14 protein-coding genes are annotated in these 15106 nt (G+C 72.4%); 4 read left to right on the top strand and 10 right to left on the bottom strand.

Annotated elements, in window-relative coordinates:
- Positions 1-38: 38 nt before the first annotated feature.
- From AC6EXY_RS30290 to AC6EXY_RS30275, 4 genes are all read right to left on the bottom strand, one after another.
- Complete coding sequence (locus tag AC6EXY_RS30290; protein WP_207770217.1) at positions 39-824, bottom strand: enoyl-CoA hydratase/isomerase family protein; 786 nt, start codon at positions 822-824, stop codon at positions 39-41.
- Between the two features lie 58 nt (positions 825-882).
- Entirely contained in the window at positions 883-1563 is a 681-nt protein-coding gene (locus AC6EXY_RS30285) for a hypothetical protein (RefSeq protein ID WP_101830924.1), read from the bottom strand.
- Between the two features lie 39 nt (positions 1564-1602).
- Entirely contained in the window at positions 1603-2949 is a 1347-nt protein-coding gene (locus AC6EXY_RS30280; protein ID WP_101830925.1) for a phenylacetate--CoA ligase family protein, read from the bottom strand.
- Positions 2950-3025: 76 nt separating this feature from the next.
- On the bottom strand, positions 3026-4183 hold the full coding sequence (locus tag AC6EXY_RS30275) for an acyl-CoA dehydrogenase family protein (protein WP_101830926.1): 1158 nt from the start codon (positions 4181-4183) through the stop codon (positions 3026-3028).
- 290 nt (positions 4184-4473) lie between these two features.
- Between AC6EXY_RS30275 and AC6EXY_RS30270 the strand changes: the two genes are divergently transcribed.
- Together AC6EXY_RS30270 and AC6EXY_RS30265 are read left to right on the top strand one after the other, a co-directional pair.
- Positions 4474-5298, top strand: coding sequence for an enoyl-CoA hydratase/isomerase family protein (locus tag AC6EXY_RS30270; RefSeq protein ID WP_101830927.1), 825 nt, complete (start codon positions 4474-4476; stop codon positions 5296-5298).
- Between the two features lie 254 nt (positions 5299-5552).
- Positions 5553-6308 (top strand): FadR/GntR family transcriptional regulator, encoded by a 756-nt coding sequence (locus AC6EXY_RS30265; protein ID WP_243407321.1) that lies wholly within the window; start codon positions 5553-5555, stop codon positions 6306-6308.
- 43 nt (positions 6309-6351) lie between these two features.
- On the opposite strand, the gene AC6EXY_RS30260 is transcribed toward AC6EXY_RS30265, so the two are convergent.
- On the bottom strand, positions 6352-8775 hold the full coding sequence (locus AC6EXY_RS30260; RefSeq protein WP_101830928.1) for a CaiB/BaiF CoA-transferase family protein: 2424 nt from the start codon (positions 8773-8775) through the stop codon (positions 6352-6354).
- Positions 8776-9014: 239 nt separating this feature from the next.
- Here AC6EXY_RS30260 and AC6EXY_RS30255 point away from each other — a divergent pair, with 239 nt between their 5' ends.
- Positions 9015-9347 carry a hypothetical protein gene (locus AC6EXY_RS30255; protein ID WP_101830929.1) on the top strand — a complete coding sequence of 111 codons (333 nt, stop codon included), beginning with the start codon at positions 9015-9017 and terminating at the stop codon, positions 9345-9347.
- Positions 9348-9837: 490 nt separating this feature from the next.
- Here the strand turns inward: AC6EXY_RS30255 and AC6EXY_RS30250 are convergent, their stop codons facing one another.
- From AC6EXY_RS30250 to AC6EXY_RS30230, 5 genes are all read right to left on the bottom strand, one after another.
- Positions 9838-11004 carry an acyl-CoA dehydrogenase family protein gene (locus AC6EXY_RS30250; RefSeq protein WP_101830935.1) on the bottom strand — a complete coding sequence of 389 codons (1167 nt, stop codon included), beginning with the start codon at positions 11002-11004 and terminating at the stop codon, positions 9838-9840.
- A 58-nt stretch (positions 11005-11062) separates the two neighbouring features.
- The gene (locus AC6EXY_RS30245) at positions 11063-12301 is read right to left on the bottom strand and encodes an acyl-CoA dehydrogenase family protein (protein ID WP_101830930.1); all 1239 of its coding nucleotides are present in this window, start codon (positions 12299-12301) and stop codon (positions 11063-11065) included.
- Between the two features lie 10 nt (positions 12302-12311).
- A complete protein-coding gene (locus tag AC6EXY_RS30240) occupies positions 12312-13103 on the bottom strand; it encodes an SDR family NAD(P)-dependent oxidoreductase (RefSeq protein ID WP_101830931.1) in 792 nt (263 codons plus the stop codon).
- Positions 13104-13180: 77 nt separating this feature from the next.
- A complete protein-coding gene (locus tag AC6EXY_RS30235; RefSeq protein ID WP_165818287.1) occupies positions 13181-13867 on the bottom strand; it encodes a TetR family transcriptional regulator in 687 nt (228 codons plus the stop codon).
- Complete coding sequence (locus tag AC6EXY_RS30230) at positions 13864-14883, bottom strand: phosphotransferase family protein (RefSeq protein WP_499818660.1); 1020 nt, start codon at positions 14881-14883, stop codon at positions 13864-13866. Before AC6EXY_RS30230 ends, AC6EXY_RS30235 begins: the two co-directional genes overlap by 4 nt.
- Before the next feature lie 96 nt (positions 14884-14979).
- On the opposite strand from AC6EXY_RS30230, the gene AC6EXY_RS30225 reads away from it, so the two are divergent.
- On the top strand, positions 14980-15106 hold a 127-nt coding region (locus AC6EXY_RS30225; RefSeq protein ID WP_499818661.1), incomplete at its 3' end, for a helix-turn-helix domain-containing protein.

Genomic DNA, 15106 nt, shown 5'->3' with positions numbered 1-15106 from the left:
CGCGTCGACCACGCTCGTTGGCGCAGCGGCCCCGCGGGTCAGCGGCCCTGGAACTCGGCCTTGCCGGGGCCGCGCTCGAGGAAGGACGTCATGCCGTGGGCGCGGTCCTCGGTGCCGAACGTCCAGACGAAGTGGCCGCGCTCGATCGCGAGGCCCGTCTCCAGGGGCACCTCCAGGCCCTCGTCGACGGCGAGCTTGAGCGCCCGCAGCGCCAGCGGCGGGCCGGCGGCGAAGGTCGCGGCCCGGGCGAGCGCCGCCGGGTACACCTCGGCGGCCGGCAGCACGGTGTCGACGAGGCCGATCCGCAGCGCCTCGTCGGCCCGCACCTGCCGGCCGGTGTACAGGATGTCCTTCGCGACGGCCGGCCCGACGAGGCGGGCGAGGCGCTGCGTGCCGCCGCCGCCGGGGATGGTGCCGAGCAGCACCTCCGGCAGGCCGAGCTTCGCGTTCTCGGCGGCCATCCGGAAGTCGCAGGAGAGCGCGATCTCCAGGCCGCCGCCGAGGGCGAAGCCGGTCAGCGCGGCGATCGTCGGCTTGCCCAGCGTCGCGAGGACCCCGAGGGAGTCCTGCAACCGGCGGACGTTCGCGACGATCGTCGGCAGGTCGGTGGTGGCCAGCTCCGACACGTCGGCGCCGGCGGCGAAGCTGCGCTCCCCGCCGTAGACCACCACCGCCCGCACGTCGTCGCGCCGAGCGGCCTCGGTGGCGGCCGCGACGAGCTCGGTGCGCATCGCGTCGTTCAGCGCGTTCACCGGCGGGCGGTCCAACCTGATGGTGCCGACGCCGTCGGCGACCTCCAGGCGCACGAACTCCGGCTGCGTCACTCTGCTCGTCCTCTCGGTCGATCCCTCGGTCGGTCGATCCTCGCTCGACTGACGCGCGTCAGTCGAGCAGTTCGACGCGGCCCGGGGCGACGACCCGGCCGCGCACGCCGACGGGCACCTTGTCGAGCTTCGCGGCCCGCGGCCCGGCGGTCGTGACGACGAGCTGGTCGTCGGCGCCGGTGTCGAGGCTCCACTCGGCCGCGTCGTATTCCAGCGGTTCGCCGGCCGTCAGGCCGACGGCCGCCACCGGCCCGATCCGGGCGAACACGCCCGGGGTGAGGCCGGCCGCGCGCAGCGTCTCCAGCGCGTCCGGGCGGGCCAGCAGGTGCGGCACGCGCTCGAGGGTGCCGAGCTGGTCCGAGTTCGACAGCGACTGGGCGATCTCCCCGGTCAGGCCGAGGACGACCCGGACCGGCAGCCGGCGGACGAACATCTCCGGGCGCCGGGCGTCCCAGCCCCACCGGTCCGCGTGCGCGACGGTGGCGCCCAGCGCGTTCGCGCCGCGGGTGAACGGCTCGATCCACGGCGACTCGAACAGCCCGCCGATCGCCAGCAGCGCGGCGCCGCGGCCCACGCCCCAGCCTTGCAGCCGCCCCGTCGCCCACGCCTGGTCACGGGCGAAGTCGTCATGGCTGATGTCGAACTCGACGGCCTCGCCGTCGACGTGGAAGCGGGCGATCCCCCACAGGGGCGCCGCTGGTAACCGGCCGACGGTCGCCATGAGAGAGCTGAACGTCATGCGGTCCTCCTCGGAGGTGTACGGGTGCTGGTGTGGGGGTCAGGACTTGGCGACACGGGGGACCTTGGCCGCCGAGCCGCGGCGCAGCAGCTGGTCGGCGGTCTCCGGCAGGATGTCGATGAGGTCGGCCGGGATGCGCAGTGTCGTCGACAGTCCCGCCGTCAGCCGACGGACCAGGTCACTCAGGTCGACCTGGGCGTCGCCGTCGTAGCCGACGCGGATCCGCAGCCGCTCGACCTCCCGCTGCGGCCGGATGATCTGGAACAGGCCGGTGGCCGTCTCGTCCTGCTGCTCGACGACGGCCCACACCTCCTGCGCCAGCACGGCCCGCCCCGCGACGACCGTCTCGTCACCGGCGCGACCGAGCACCCAGACGCGCGGCGAGGTCCGCCCGCACGGGCAGGTCGCCGTCGAGGCGCGCACCAGGTCGTCGGTGCGGTAGCGGATCAGCGGGTAGGTGTCGTTGTCCAGCGCGGTGACGACCAGCTCGCCGACCTCACCGTCGGGCACCGGGTTCCCGTCCGCGTCGAGCACCTCGACGAGGCACTCGTCCCAGTTGATGTGGAAGCCGTCGTGCTCGGAGCACTCCCAGGCCAGGCCCGTGTCCCCGGCGCTGGTGTAGACCCACAGGTCCAGGCCCCATTCGCGGGTCAGCTTCTCGCGCATCCGGGCGCCCAGCGGCTCGCCGGCGAAGGAGAACCCGACGAACGAGCTCATCAGCTCGCGGATGTCCTCCTGCGCGGCGAGGCGCTCCAGCTCGACCAGGTTCATGCTCATCAGCTGGCAGTACGTCGGCCGGTGCCGGCGGATCACGTCGGCCACCTCGCCGACCCAGTTGCCCATCCAGGTGTCGACCAGGATGGGCACCACGCCCATGGCCCGCGAGCCGTCCTCGATGTAGCCGCGGAACGCCGCCGCGCTGCACAGCACCTTGTCGCCGGGGCGCACGCCCATCTCCCACAGCGAGCGCAGGTAGGCCGTCGGGAGCGGCGCGGCGGCCTGCCCGGTCCAGCGCTCGACGAAGAACGTCGGGTCGCCCGTCGTCCCCGAGCTCGCGGTCACCGTCGTGACGTCGGCCGGGTCAACCGTCAGCAGGCCACCGAAGGCGTCGCCGGTGCGGTCACGCCAGGCCCGGATCGAGTCCTTGTTCATGAACGGCACGCGGGCGAAGAAGTCCTCGAGCGAGGTGATCTCACCTGGCGAGATGCCCGCCGCGGCGAACGACTCGCCGTGCAGCGCCGAGCGTTCCTGCGCCAGGCGGGCCAGGTCGACGACCCGCCGCTGCTGCTCCGCACGGATCCGCCCGATCGGCGCGGTCTCCACCTCCGGCTCCAGCAGCCGGGACGTGGCCCCGGCGGCTGTCCGCAGGGCGCTCACCGTGGTCACTGCGTGTACCTCCGGTACCTGATCGACTGGTCGACGTCACACCAACGGGCATCCAACGCCACAACAGCGGGCACGGTCAGGACGGCTGCTTGTCCAGCTGCAGCGAGCGACCGACGATCTCCTTCATGATCTCGTTGCTGCCAGCGTAGATGCGCTGCACCCGACTGTCGCGCCACAGCCTGGCGATCTCGTACTCGTTCATGTAACCGTAGCCGCCGAACAGCTGCAGGCAGCGGTCGACGACCTGGTTCTGCACGTCCGTCGTCCACTGCTTGAGCCCGGCGGCGTCCTCGGGCGACAGGTTGCCCTCCAGGTGCTCGACGACGGCCTTGTCGACGTACGCCTGCGCGACCTCGCACAGCGTCTTGACCTCGGCGAGCTCGAAGCGGGTGTTCTGGAACGCGCCGAGAGGCTGGCCGAACACCTGGCGCTCGCGGACGTAGTCCACGGTGATCTTCAGCGCCCGCCACATCGTCCCGATGGCCGACACCCCGGCTCCGAGGCGCTCCTGCGGCAGGTTGCGCATCAGGTAGCCGAATCCCCGGCCCTCCTCGCCCAGCAGGTTGGCCGCCGGCACCCGCACGTCGCGGAAGAACAGCTCGGCGGTGTCGTGCGAGCGCTGGCCCACCTTGTCCAGGTGGCGGCCGCGCTCGAAGCCGGGCATCCCGTCCTCGACGACGATCAGGCTCACGCCCTTGTGCCGCAGCTCGGGATCCGTCTTGACCGCGACGATGACCTTGTCCGAGAGCAGCCCGCTGGTGATGAAGGTCTTCGCGCCGTTGACGATGTAGCTGTCGCCGTCGCGCACGGCGGTGGCCCGGATCGAGCCCACGTCGCTGCCGGCGCCGGGCTCACTGATCGCCAGCGCCCAGATCGTGTCGCCGGACACGGAGCCGGGCAGCCAGCGCGCCTTCTGCTCGTCGTTGCTGAGGTCGATCAGGTACGGCGGCATGACGTCGTTCTGCATGCCGAAGGCGATGCCGGCGGTGCCGGTGGCGTAGAGCTCCTCGGCGAGCACCTGGGAGTACCGGTAGTCGCGGATACCCTGGCCGCCGAACTCCTCCGGGGCCTCCCACAGCAGCATGCCGGCGGCACCCGCCCTGCGCCACACCTCGCGGTCCGCGCGCCCGGCCTTCTCCCACTCCTCGGCGTGCGGCGCGGCCTCCCGGAGGAAGAACGAGCGGCACAGGTCGCGGAAGGCCTCATGCTCGGCCTCGAAGTGAGTTCGTCGCACTTTGCGTACCTCTCGCTACTCTTCGCAGACGATCGCCGCCGGACGCGACGCGCGGCCCCGCCTGGAGCCGGCGGGGGTGGCGGCACCCTCCCACCTTAACGGCAAACTTCGATTAATTGTCTATCTGATTTGAAGATAGAGTCGGTTCCAGACGGGGTGGCCCGGGTCGCGCCGCCGACGGCGGGATCCCGGCATTCGGCGACCGCGGACCGGCAATCGGGCAGTCTGTCCGAGGGCTCCCACGGCCGGCCCACCCTACGGCCGCGATCACCCGCCCCGAAAGGCCCCACATGTCCGATCTGTACGCCGACTACCCCTCGCTGCGCCTCGAGCGGCCCGAGCCCGGGATCCTCGAGATCGTCTTCGACGCCCCCGGCCTGAACGCCGTCACCCCGCGGGCCCACCGCGACATCGCCGAGATCTGGAAGACGATCGACCGCGACGACGAGACCGACGTCGTGCTCGTCCGCGGGGAGGGCAAGGGGTTCTCCTCGGGCGGCAGCTTCGAGACCCTCGAGGGCATGATCGGCGACTACGAGACCCGCACCCGGGTGATGCGGGAGGCCCGCGACCTCGTCTACAACATCATCAACTGTTCCAAGCTGGTCGTCTCGGCGATGCACGGCCCGGCCGTCGGCGCCGGCCTGGTCGTCGGGATCATGGCGGACGTCTCGATCGCGGCGAAGACCGCGCGCATCCTCGACGGCCACACCCGCCTCGGCGTCACCGCCGGTGACCACGCCGTGATCAGCTGGCCGCTGCACGCCGGCATGGCCAAGGCGAAGTACTACCTGCTCACCAACGACGTGCTGACCGGCGAGGAGGCCGAGCGGATCGGCCTGGTGTCGCTGACCGTCGACGAGGCCGACCTGCGCGAGACCGCCCTCGGCGTCGCCCGCAAGCTGATGGCCGTCTCGCCGGCCGCCGCCCGCTGGACGAAGCAGTCGCTGAACAACTGGTACCGCGCGATGGGCCCGACGTTCGACGCGTCGCTGGCCCTGGAGTTCTACGGCTTCGGCAGCCCCGACCCGGCCGAGGGCATGGCGGCGATCCGGGAGCGGCGCGACCCCCGCTTCACCGGCCCCACCGGCGACGGGCCGGTACCCGCCGTCTGACCTGCGGCGGCGCCGCCCGGCGGGCCCGAGCGGCGCCGCCGGTCCGCACGGACCGCGTTTCGGCCTGGATGGCCCCTGGCGGGCAGGTCCCGGATGACCAGGTCCCGGATGACAATGTCCCGGATGACAATGTCCGGACGGCAATGTCCGGATGACAATGTCCGGACGACACTCCGGGCGGCCGGCCCTCGCCGCCGTAGGCTTGGAATCCGCCGCGGGGAGACCTCTGCCGCTCACAGGAAGACATCGACCACGTGACCTCGATCGACCACATCCGTGTCCCGAAGGCCGGTGAGCTCGTCGCCAGCCAGCTCCGCCGCCAGATCGTGCGCGGGGAGCTGGTCGCCGGAACCATGCTGCCGACCGAGGCGATCCTCATGCAGCGATTCGGGGTGTCCCGCCCGACGCTACGCGAGGCCATCCGGATGCTGGAGGCCGACGGGCTCATCACGGTCATCCGCGGCTCGCGGGGCGGCGCCCGCGTCCAGGTGCCCGACCCGGCGTCGCTCGCCCGCCAGGCCGGCGCGGTCCTGCAGCACCGCCACGCCAGCCTGAAGGACGTCTACGACATCCGCACCCTGCTCGAGACGCAGGCCGCCGGCATGGCCGCACGCTCGCGCACCCCCGAGAAGATCGCCCGCCTCGAGGAGCTGCTCGCCGCCGAGGAGCGGGCCGTCGAGGGCGAGCACGACGCCTTCCTCGCCGCCGACGAGGCGCTGCACCTCGGCGTGGTCGGGCTGGCCGGCAGCACCACCCTGGAGCTGCTCGTGCGGATGCTCTACGCCGTCGTCGAGTCCGCGAACATCGCGAGCTCCCTGTCGTCACCGGCCCCGCAGGCCGAGCTCGCCATACGCGTGCGCACCCACCGCAGCCACGCCAAGCTGGTCCGGCTCGTGCGCGAGGGCACCGCGGAGGAGGTCGAGCAGTACTGGAACCGGCACCTGCGCTCGGTCAGCGAGTACCTGCTCTCCGACATCCCCGCCGAGTCCGTCGTCGACCTGATGAGCTGAGCGCCCCGCCCCTCCCCGCGGCGCCGCTCGGCGGCCCCGCGGGTCAGCGGCGACCGGTGGGCAGGGCGGCGGGGTGCAGGTCCCAGGATCGCTCGACGGAGTCCGCGTGCTCGCCGAGCAGGGGCGGGCGCAGGAACTCCACCGGTCCCGCGGCCGGCCAGCGAAACGGCGGGCCGACCAGGGTGATGGTGCCAAGCCTCGGATGGTCCACGGCGCGCAGGGCGTGGCGGGCGCGCAGGTGCGGCTCGGCGGCGATGTCACTCGCGGCGGCGGACAGCCCGGCCGGCACCCCCGCGGCGCGCAGCGCGTCGACCACCTCGGCCGCGTCCCGGTCCGCGACGAACGCGGCGACCAGCCCGTCGACCTCGGCCCGGCGATCCAGCCGGGTGTCGAGATCGCGCAGCGCCGGGTCGACCGCCGCCGGCCCGAGCAGCGGCGCGAGGCCCTCCCACTCGGCCCGGGTGCGCACCCCGACGGCGACCCAGCGTCCGTCACGAGCCTGGTAGCAGTCGTAGGGCGCGGCGCGGTCGAGCAGGTTGCCGTTGCGGTTGGGCCGCCCGCCCCGCGACGCCTGCAGCACCAGATGCCCCTGCAGGCAGACCAGCACGTCGCGGGCCGCGGCGTCCACGGTGACCCCACCGCCCCCGCCGAGGACGTCGAACAGCCCGGCCAGCACGCCGAGGCAGCCGTTCGTGCCGGCACGCAGGTCGTTGGTGTCGCGGATGTCCGAGGGCGGGGCGTCGGGGTAGCCGGTCATCGCGCCGAGCCCGCCCTCGGCGTTGAACACCGACGCGTAGCCCGGGCGGTTCGCGTCCAGGGCGTCGGTGCCGAACCCGGACAGGGCCAGCACGACCAGGCGCGGGTTGTGCCGGTGCAGCACCTCGTCGTCGATGCCGAGCCGGGCGCGCACCCCGGGCCGGTAGTTCTCGACCAGCACGTCGGCCTGTTCGACCATCCGCAGCAGCAGGTCGTGGCCCTCGTCGCTCTTCAGGTCGGCGATGACGGACCGCTTGTCCTGGTTGAGGTCCATGAACCGGATCGACGAGTCGAGGTCCGCGCCCGGGTCGCTCATGTTGCGGCGGAACAGGTCGGGATTGCGCGGCGACTCGACCCGCACCACGTCGGCGCCGAGGAAGGCCAGCAGCTCCGTCGTGTACGGGCCGGCGGCCACCCAGGTCAGGTCGACGACACGCAGCCCCGCCAGCGGCAGCGCCGCCCGCCCGGCGGCGGTCGCGTCGGCACCGTTCGCCGACCCGGCGCCGTGCAGCGTCCCGGTCCCGTTCTGGGTGGCGGCGCCGTTCAGGGTCGCGGCGCCGTTCAGGGTCGCGGCGCCGTTCGGGTTCGCGGGGTTGGGATCACGGCGCGTGACGACGAACGGGCGGACCGGGGCGATGCCGCCGCCGGGGACGTCGCCGAACAGGTCGCGGGAGGCGATCGCCGCGTCGTGGGCGAGCTCGGCGGGTTCCAGGAACGGGCCGCCGGGGCAGCCGGCCTCCAGCAGCACCGCGCGGACCTCGGCGCGCGAGCAGCCGCGGGTCCACCGCTCCAGCTCCGCGGTGAGCTCGTCGGCGTTGGTGTAGCGCACGCCGCGGTCGGCGAAGCGGGGGTCGTCGGCGAGCTCGGGGCGGCCCATCACCCGACAGAACGACTGCCAGTGCCGCTCCTCGACCGGCCGGATCGCGACCCAGCCGTCCTGGCAGCGCAGCGCGCCGGCGTAGTCGTAGCCGCGGTAGTTGCGGTCGTAGTCGACGCCCTCGAACAGGGCGCGCGACAGCGTCGTGCGGTTCAGCCCGCACTCGACCTCGGTACCGGACACCTCGACCAGCCCGCCGCCGCGGCCGCGGCGCCAGCCGACCAGCGCGGCCATGGCGGCCACCGCCGCCGTCAGGCCGGTGTCGTGGTCGGCGAGGAAGCGGCCGGGACGGACCGGCGGGCGGTCGGGGAACAGCCGGTAGACGTTCTCGCTCGGCAGCGTCGCACCCTCGCCGGCGGCGTGGTAGACGGTGAGCTCGCAGGCGGGATCGTCGGCGCCCGGACCGGACAGCCCGCGCGGGGTGACCGAGACGATGACCAGGTCCGGCCGCTCCCGGGTGAGCGCGTCGAGGTCGAGCCCGAGGGCGGCGAGCTCGCCAGGGGTGTGGTCGTCGACGAGGAGCCGGGCCCCGGCGAGCTCCCGGCGGAGTACTGCGAGGTAGGCCTCATCTGCGGCGACACGCCCGTCGGCGGCGGCATGCCCGTCGGCGGCGACACGGTGGATGGCCTTGCCGCGGTTCGCGTCGTCGTAGAGGCAGCGGGCGTCCGAGGCCGGCCCGTCGTCGAGTTCGAGGAGTGGCTCTCCGTCACGAGGCTCGATGCGGACGACGTCGGCACCGAGCCAGGACAGGAGCTGGGCACACCAGGGAGCGGCTACCCACCGCCCGGTGTCGACGACCCTCAACCCGGCCAACGGCAGGTACCGCTGTTCCATCTACCAACCCTCCCGAACAACAATCGTACTAACGATATATCTCTTTTACCGAGCAAAGCCAACCCCTAGCCTCGGACTCCTACCCGATACGCAGGATTCATCACGCAGAGCAACCGAAAAGGCCGTTTCGCCCGCCCGCGAGAAACGGTGGCATGACGCGCGACATAGCCGAATAATTCAGCTCGATGTCTCGTCGACGTCCGCGACCAGTGCCGCCGCCGTCACATGGGAGGTTTGCGATGAGGTTCAGGGTCGAGGGGGACACCCCGCCGCCGATTCTGGTCGAGGCCGCCGCCGCCTACTCCTCGCGTTGCTGCGAGGGCATGCTCGATCTGTGGCGCGACGCCGTGGGCTACTGGCAGGCGACGATGACGCACGACCTGGGCTGTCCCGGCTGGGAGCCGGCCGCACCGAGGCTGCGGCGTGGGCTCGCGCCCGCCGTGGGACGCGGCTTCGCACCCGCCGCGGGATGCGGCGGCGCGTCCTTCGCGGCCGCGGTGCCGGCGGACGACGGCGGCCCGCCGCGCGTCTCCGACTCGATGCCCGCCGGCAACCTGCCCGGATTCTCCTAGCCGCGCGCCGAGTGTCGATCTTCGCGACCATCTCGGCCGAGTTCGGCGGTCCCGCTGGGACTGCGCCGGGGGTCCACCGCACCCCATAAGCCGCATATCCGGCGCCCTTCCCGCCGGTGGGAAGGGCGTGCGCGGGACAGCGGCACCGTGCCGCGAATTCGCGGTTCCCCGCCCGTTTTGCCCCGGATTATGCGACACGGCCTACCGTGCCGGCGGCACCGTGCCGCGAACACGGCGTGTCACGTCCGTTTCGTCCCCGTCGACACGACACAGGACCGCCGCGATCAGCCACATCGCGGTCACGGCGCCGTCGCGGCGACGCGCGGCACCGGGCTCGTCTGACGTTGTGCACCCTGCCAGCCACGGATGATCACCGCGACCGGCAAGATCGCGCGTTCCCGCGGGAACGCGCGGAGCCCCGAACGCACCGCCAGGAACGGCAGGACCCCGGGACCGGATGGGGTACCGGGGTCGCGGGTGGGTCGCCGTCCTAGCGGGGCAGGCCCAGGATGCGCTCGCCGACGATCGAGCGCTGGATCTGGTTGGCGCCGCCGTAGATCGTCTCCGCGCGGCTGGTGAGGAAGCTGTTCTGGAACAGGTCGAGCCCGTAGTCCTCGCCGACGACCTCGGCGGCCGGCCCGAGCAGGAGCATCTCCAGCTCGCCGAGCGAACGGTGCCACTCCGACCACTGCAGCTTGGAGATCGACGACTCCTCGTTCAGCGTGCCGGTGCGCATCAGCGAGGTGATCATCCGCATGTTGGTGTACCGGATGACCTCGAGGCCGATCCAGGCCTCCGCGAGCTTCTGGCGGACGAGCGGGTCCTTCGTGCGCCCGCGGTCCTTGAGCACCGCGATCAGGTCGCGCAGCTCGCGCTCGAACATGTACTGGTAGGGCAGCGTGGTCAGCAGCCGCTCGGAGCCGACCGTCCCCATCGCGACCTTCCAGCCGCCGTTGAGCGGGCCGACGACCAGGTCCGCCTTCGTCCTGGCGTCGCTGAAGAAGACCTCGCAGAACTCCATGGTGCCGGCGAGGGTCTGGATCGGCCGGATGTCGACGCCCGGCTGGTCCGCCGGGATGAGCAGCATCGAGATGCCGCGGTGCGCCGGCGCGTCCGGGTCGGTGCGGCACAGGACGTAGAGCCAGTCGGCGTAGGCGCCGAAGGTCGTCCAGATCTTCTGGCCGTTGATGACCCACTCGTCGCCGTCGCGCACCGCCTTCGTGCGCAGGCTGGCGAGGTCCGAGCCGGAGCCGGGCTCGGAGAAGCCCTGCGCCCAGAACTCCTCCGCCGCGGTGATCTTCGGCAGGAAACGCGCCTTCAGCTCGTCGGACCCGTGGTGCAGCAGCGTCGGGCCGAACAGGTCGCGGCCCTGGGTGCCGACCCAGTACGGCGCCGCGGCGGTCGCGTGCTCCTGTAGGAAGACGATCTCCTGCGCGAGCGTGCCACCCCGGCCCCCGTACTCGGTCGGCCAGCTGATGTTGAGCAGCTTCGCCTCGGCGAGCTTGCGCTCCCAGGCCAGCCGGACCTCCCAGTGGACGGGATCCGCCGGGCCGCCGACCCCGCGGGCCGCCGCGAACTCACCGACGAGGTTCTCGGCCAACCACTGCCGGACCTCAGCCCGGAACTCCGCTTCCGCCGGTGTATCCCGCAGATCCACGTCCACTCCAGGCTGTCTCGTCGGCTCGAATCAGGTTAACAGGTTAGATGGTTCGCGCTCAGAAAAGGTCACCTCCGGTAGCGGACGCCGTCGTGCCGTGGCGCTCGTAGGCCTTGAGCACCGCGCGCCCGATCGACCACTTGTGCACCTCGTCCGGGCCGTCGACCAGACGCTGCTGCCGAGCCTCGACGTACCAGGCCGCCAGCGGCGTGTCGAGGGTGTAGCCGAGGGAGCCGTGGATCTGCAGCGCGGTGTCGACGACGTTGTGCAGCATGTGCGCGATGTAGTTCTTCGCGATCGAGTTCTCCTGCCGCAGGTCGAGCCCGCGCTCGGCGCGGTAGGCGATGTGCATGATCATGAGTCGGCTGAGGTAGAGCTGCTCGGCGCAGTCCGCGAGCATGAACTGGACGCCCTGCCGGTCGGCCACCCGCTTGCCGAAGGTCTCCCGCTCCAGCGCCCGCGCCGCGGCCAGGTCCAGCGCCGCCTGCGCCTTGGCCAGGCTCCACATGCCGTGGCGCAGCCGGCCGTAGCCCAGGCGCAGCTGGCCGGTGGCGAAGCCGCCGCCGACCTCGCCGATCACGTTCTCGTGCGGGACGACGAGATTCTCGATGCGGACCTCGGCGTGGCCCATCGTCCCCTCGCCCTCGAAGGATGGCTCGAACGGCTCGCTCATCACCGGGATGTCGCGCACGATCCGGTAGCCCGGGTTCGGCAGCTCGACGAGGAACGTCGTGAACTGCCGGTGGCGGGGGCCCTCCTCATCGGTGCGGGCCATCACCAGGGCGAGGTCGGAGTAGCTGGCGCCGCTGGAGAACCACTTCTCGCCGTTGAGGACCCAGGTGTCGCCGTCACGCACCGCGGTGGTGCGCATGCCGGTGGCATCGGCGCCGGCGGCCCGCTCGGTCATCGAGAAGCAGATCCGCTTCTCCGCCTCGACCAGCGGGCGCAGGTACCTCTCCTTCTGCTCCGGCGTGCCGAGCTCGGCGAGGGTGAGCATGGTGGCGTCCTGCGGCCCCATGCAGTTCATCGCCCAGGCAGCCAGGTAGGTGAACGAGCGGCCGACCTCGACCTGCACGACCGCGTTCGCCAGCGGCCCGAGGCCCATCCCGCCGTACTCGACCGGGATGAACGGCGCCCACAGGCCCTGCTTGCGGGCCTCGACCCGCAGCTCGGCGACGATGTCGAAGAACGGCCGGGTGCCGACCTGCGGCTCCGCCGGGAGCACGTGCTCGTCGATGAAGGCGGCGACCTTCGCGCGCAGCGCCCTGACGTCGTCGGGAAGCTCGAAATCGATCATTGTCCGTCCCTCAGCTCATCTGCCGGTAGGTGCCGCCGTCGACCCGGACGAGGACGCCGGTGATCCACGCGGACGCCTCGCTGGCCAGCCACAGCGCGGTGCCGACGAAGTCGCGGGGCTGGCCGACCCGGCCGAGCTTCACCGACTCGGCGACCCGCTCCCACATCCGCTCGTCCCAGACCGCGGCGATGTCGGTCGCCACCGCGCCGGGCAGGATTCCGTTGGCGCGCACGGTCGGGCCGTACGCGTCGGCCAGGCCGATGGTCAGGGCGTTCAGCCCCGCCTTGGCACAGGCGTAGACCAGCTCGTCGGCGCCGGGGCGCAGCGAGCCGATGGTGCTCACATTGATGATCGAGCCGCCGCCGGCCGCCGCCATCCGGGCCCCGATCACCGACGACAGCCGGAACGGCCCCTTGAGGTTGACCGCGGTGACCTTGTCCCAGTACTCCTCGGTGATCCCCTCGAGGGTCGGGTACAGCGGCGACATGCCGGCGTTGTTGACCAGCACGTCGCAGCGGCCGAACGTGTCGTAGACGGTGTCGACGAGCCGGTCGCAGTCGGCCCAGCGGCCGACGTGGGTGCCGACGGCCAGCGCCCGGCGCCCGGTCGCCTTCTCGACCTCCGCCGCCACCTCCTGGCAGGTCTCCAGCTTGCGGGAGGCGATGACGACGTCGGCGCCGGCCGCGGCGAGCCCGAGGGTGATCGCCCGCCCGATGCCGCGGCTGCCGCCAGTCACCACGGCGACCTGGCCGCTCAGGTCGAACAGGCCACTCAGCTCGGCGAGCGTCGTCGCCGTCGGCATCGCCTCCTCGCCCGGTCCCGGCCGCGCTGGCTCCGGCCGCGCTGGCTCCGGCCGCGCTGGCTCCGGCTGCGCTGTGCTCACTGGTCCTCCAAGGTCCGCGGACGTGCGCCGTCCACGCTGTCGAATCCGGCGATGACCAGCGCCAACGCGGTGCTCATCGCGGTGGTCGGGTCGCTCTCGCCGCCGGCGGCCGTCCACTCGTCCCACACCGCGCTCGCGACCGCGACCATCGCCGCCGTCACCACCCGCGGCCGCGGATCCGTGGTCGGGTCGACGCCCATCCGGTCGGCGAGCAACCGGGCGATCTCCGCGTTGTGGGCGGCCCGCTCGCCGTGCAGGCGCGCCTGCAGCGCGGGGGCCGAGGCCACCACGCGCGACCACCGCACGACCGTCCGCCGGCCGGCGGGCGGCACGGCGCAGGTGACCATGAACGCGTTGCGCAGCGCGGTCACCGGCCCCTCCGCCGCCGGCCGGGCGGCGAGCGCCACGATGAGCCGGTCCTGGACCCGCCGGTCGTAGGCGAGCAGGACGTCGTCCTTGCCGCGGAAGTAGCGGAAGAACGTCCGCTGCGAGATGCCGGCGGCGGCCGCGATCTCGTCGACCGAGACGGCGAGGCCGCGCTCGCTGAACAGTTCCAGCGCGGCGCGCTCGATCTGGCGGGAGACCTCGCGGCGGCGCAGCTCGTGGATGTCGACGCTGCGCCACTCGGGCGGCCCCGCGTCGTCCGCGACCGCCGCGGGATCGTCGGAGGCCACCGCGATCACGTCCGCTCTCCGCGGGCGAACATCGCCGCCGACCGCATGCAGCGGTCGATCATCTCCTTCGGGATCCGGCTCGGGGTGCCCCTGGTGACGCTGCGCGCGTAGCTGCCCTCGAGGATGACCGCCAGCTTGAACAGCGCCAGCGCCTCGTAGTACGCGAGCGCGGACAGGTCCCGGCCGGTGCGCTCGCCGTAGCGGGCGGCGAGCTCGGCGCGTCGGGGCAGGCCGACCCGGTTCTCGATGTCGATCGACAGCGCCGGCTCCTCGCCGGGGTCCGACCAGCGGGCGAGCAGGTGGCCGAGGTCGAGCAGCGGGTCACCGATCGTCCCGGTGTCCCAGTCGATGACGGCGGCCAGCCGGGTTGTCTCCGTCGGCGAGGCCATCACGTTGAACGGGCTGTAGTCGCCGTGGATGATCCCGGCCGGGCTCATCTCGGGCCGGTTGCGCTCCAGCCAGTCCGCGAGGAACGTCTCCTCGGGCAGCTCGCGGACGCGGTAGCGCTCCAGCTGCTTGAGCCAGCGGGCCACCTGGCGCTCCAGGAACCCCTCGGGCCGGCCCAGCCCGTCGAGGCCGCGGGCCTGCCAGTCGAGGGAGCCGAGGTCCGCGATGGCGTCGATCATCGCGAAGGCGAGGTCGCGCTGGGCGGCGGCGGTGTCGTACGGCGCCGGCAGCACGCCGGTGGGCGTGTACCCGTCGACCCGGCCCATCATCAGGAACGGCGCGCCGATCACGGCGGTGTCCTCGCACAGCAGCAGCGGCCGCGGGTGCGGGACGGGGCTGTCCTCCAGCGCGGTGAGGATCCGCCACTCGCGCACCATGTCGGAGGCGCCGGGCGCGTTGATCACCGCGGGCGGGCGGCGCAGCACCCAGGTCTGCCCGGCGCGGCGCACCCAGAACAGCGCGTTGCCGATCCCGGTCGCCAGGCCCATCCGCTCGATCTCCAGCGGCTCGCCCGCGCCGGGCAGCCGGTCTGCGATCCAGGCGGCCAGCACCGCCGGGTCGATCGACGGTTCGGTCATCGGATTTGCGCCGTGGATACTCCGACCTTCAGGTCGGAGAGGAAACGGTGTTCAGCGTTGGAACGCATGAGCGAATCCTTTCCGTAGAATGGGAGCGTGTCCCGCTACCGGCTTTCGCCGACGTCTGAACAGGCCGTTGGGCTTGACGAGCACTGCGGGCATGCGCGTTTCGTGTGGAATCTTGCTGTGGAACAGCAGTCGTGGTGGTCGGGCTATCGGGGGA

The sequence above is a fragment of the Frankia sp. RB5 genome (assembly GCF_059816245.1).
Note: the sequence above shows the minus strand (reverse complement) of the source record. Positions and strands in the feature narration are given on the sequence as shown.

Excerpts from the sequence above, each read along its gene's own strand:
- AC6EXY_RS30285 (WP_101830924.1), bottom strand. The coding sequence starts at position 1,563 with ATGACGTTCAGCTCTCTCATGGCGACCGTCGGCCGGTTACCAGCGGCG.
- AC6EXY_RS30270 (WP_101830927.1), top strand. The coding sequence starts at position 4,474 with ATGTCCGATCTGTACGCCGACTACCCCTCGCTGCGCCTCGAGCGGCCC.
- AC6EXY_RS30260 (WP_101830928.1), bottom strand. The coding sequence starts at position 8,775 with ATGGAACAGCGGTACCTGCCGTTGGCCGGGTTGAGGGTCGTCGACACC.
- AC6EXY_RS30255 (WP_101830929.1), top strand. The coding sequence starts at position 9,015 with ATGAGGTTCAGGGTCGAGGGGGACACCCCGCCGCCGATTCTGGTCGAG.
- AC6EXY_RS30245 (WP_101830930.1), bottom strand. The coding sequence starts at position 12,301 with ATGATCGATTTCGAGCTTCCCGACGACGTCAGGGCGCTGCGCGCGAAG.
- AC6EXY_RS30240 (WP_101830931.1), bottom strand. The coding sequence starts at position 13,103 with ATGCCGACGGCGACGACGCTCGCCGAGCTGAGTGGCCTGTTCGACCTG.
- AC6EXY_RS30230 (WP_499818660.1), bottom strand. The coding sequence starts at position 14,883 with ATGACCGAACCGTCGATCGACCCGGCGGTGCTGGCCGCCTGGATCGCA.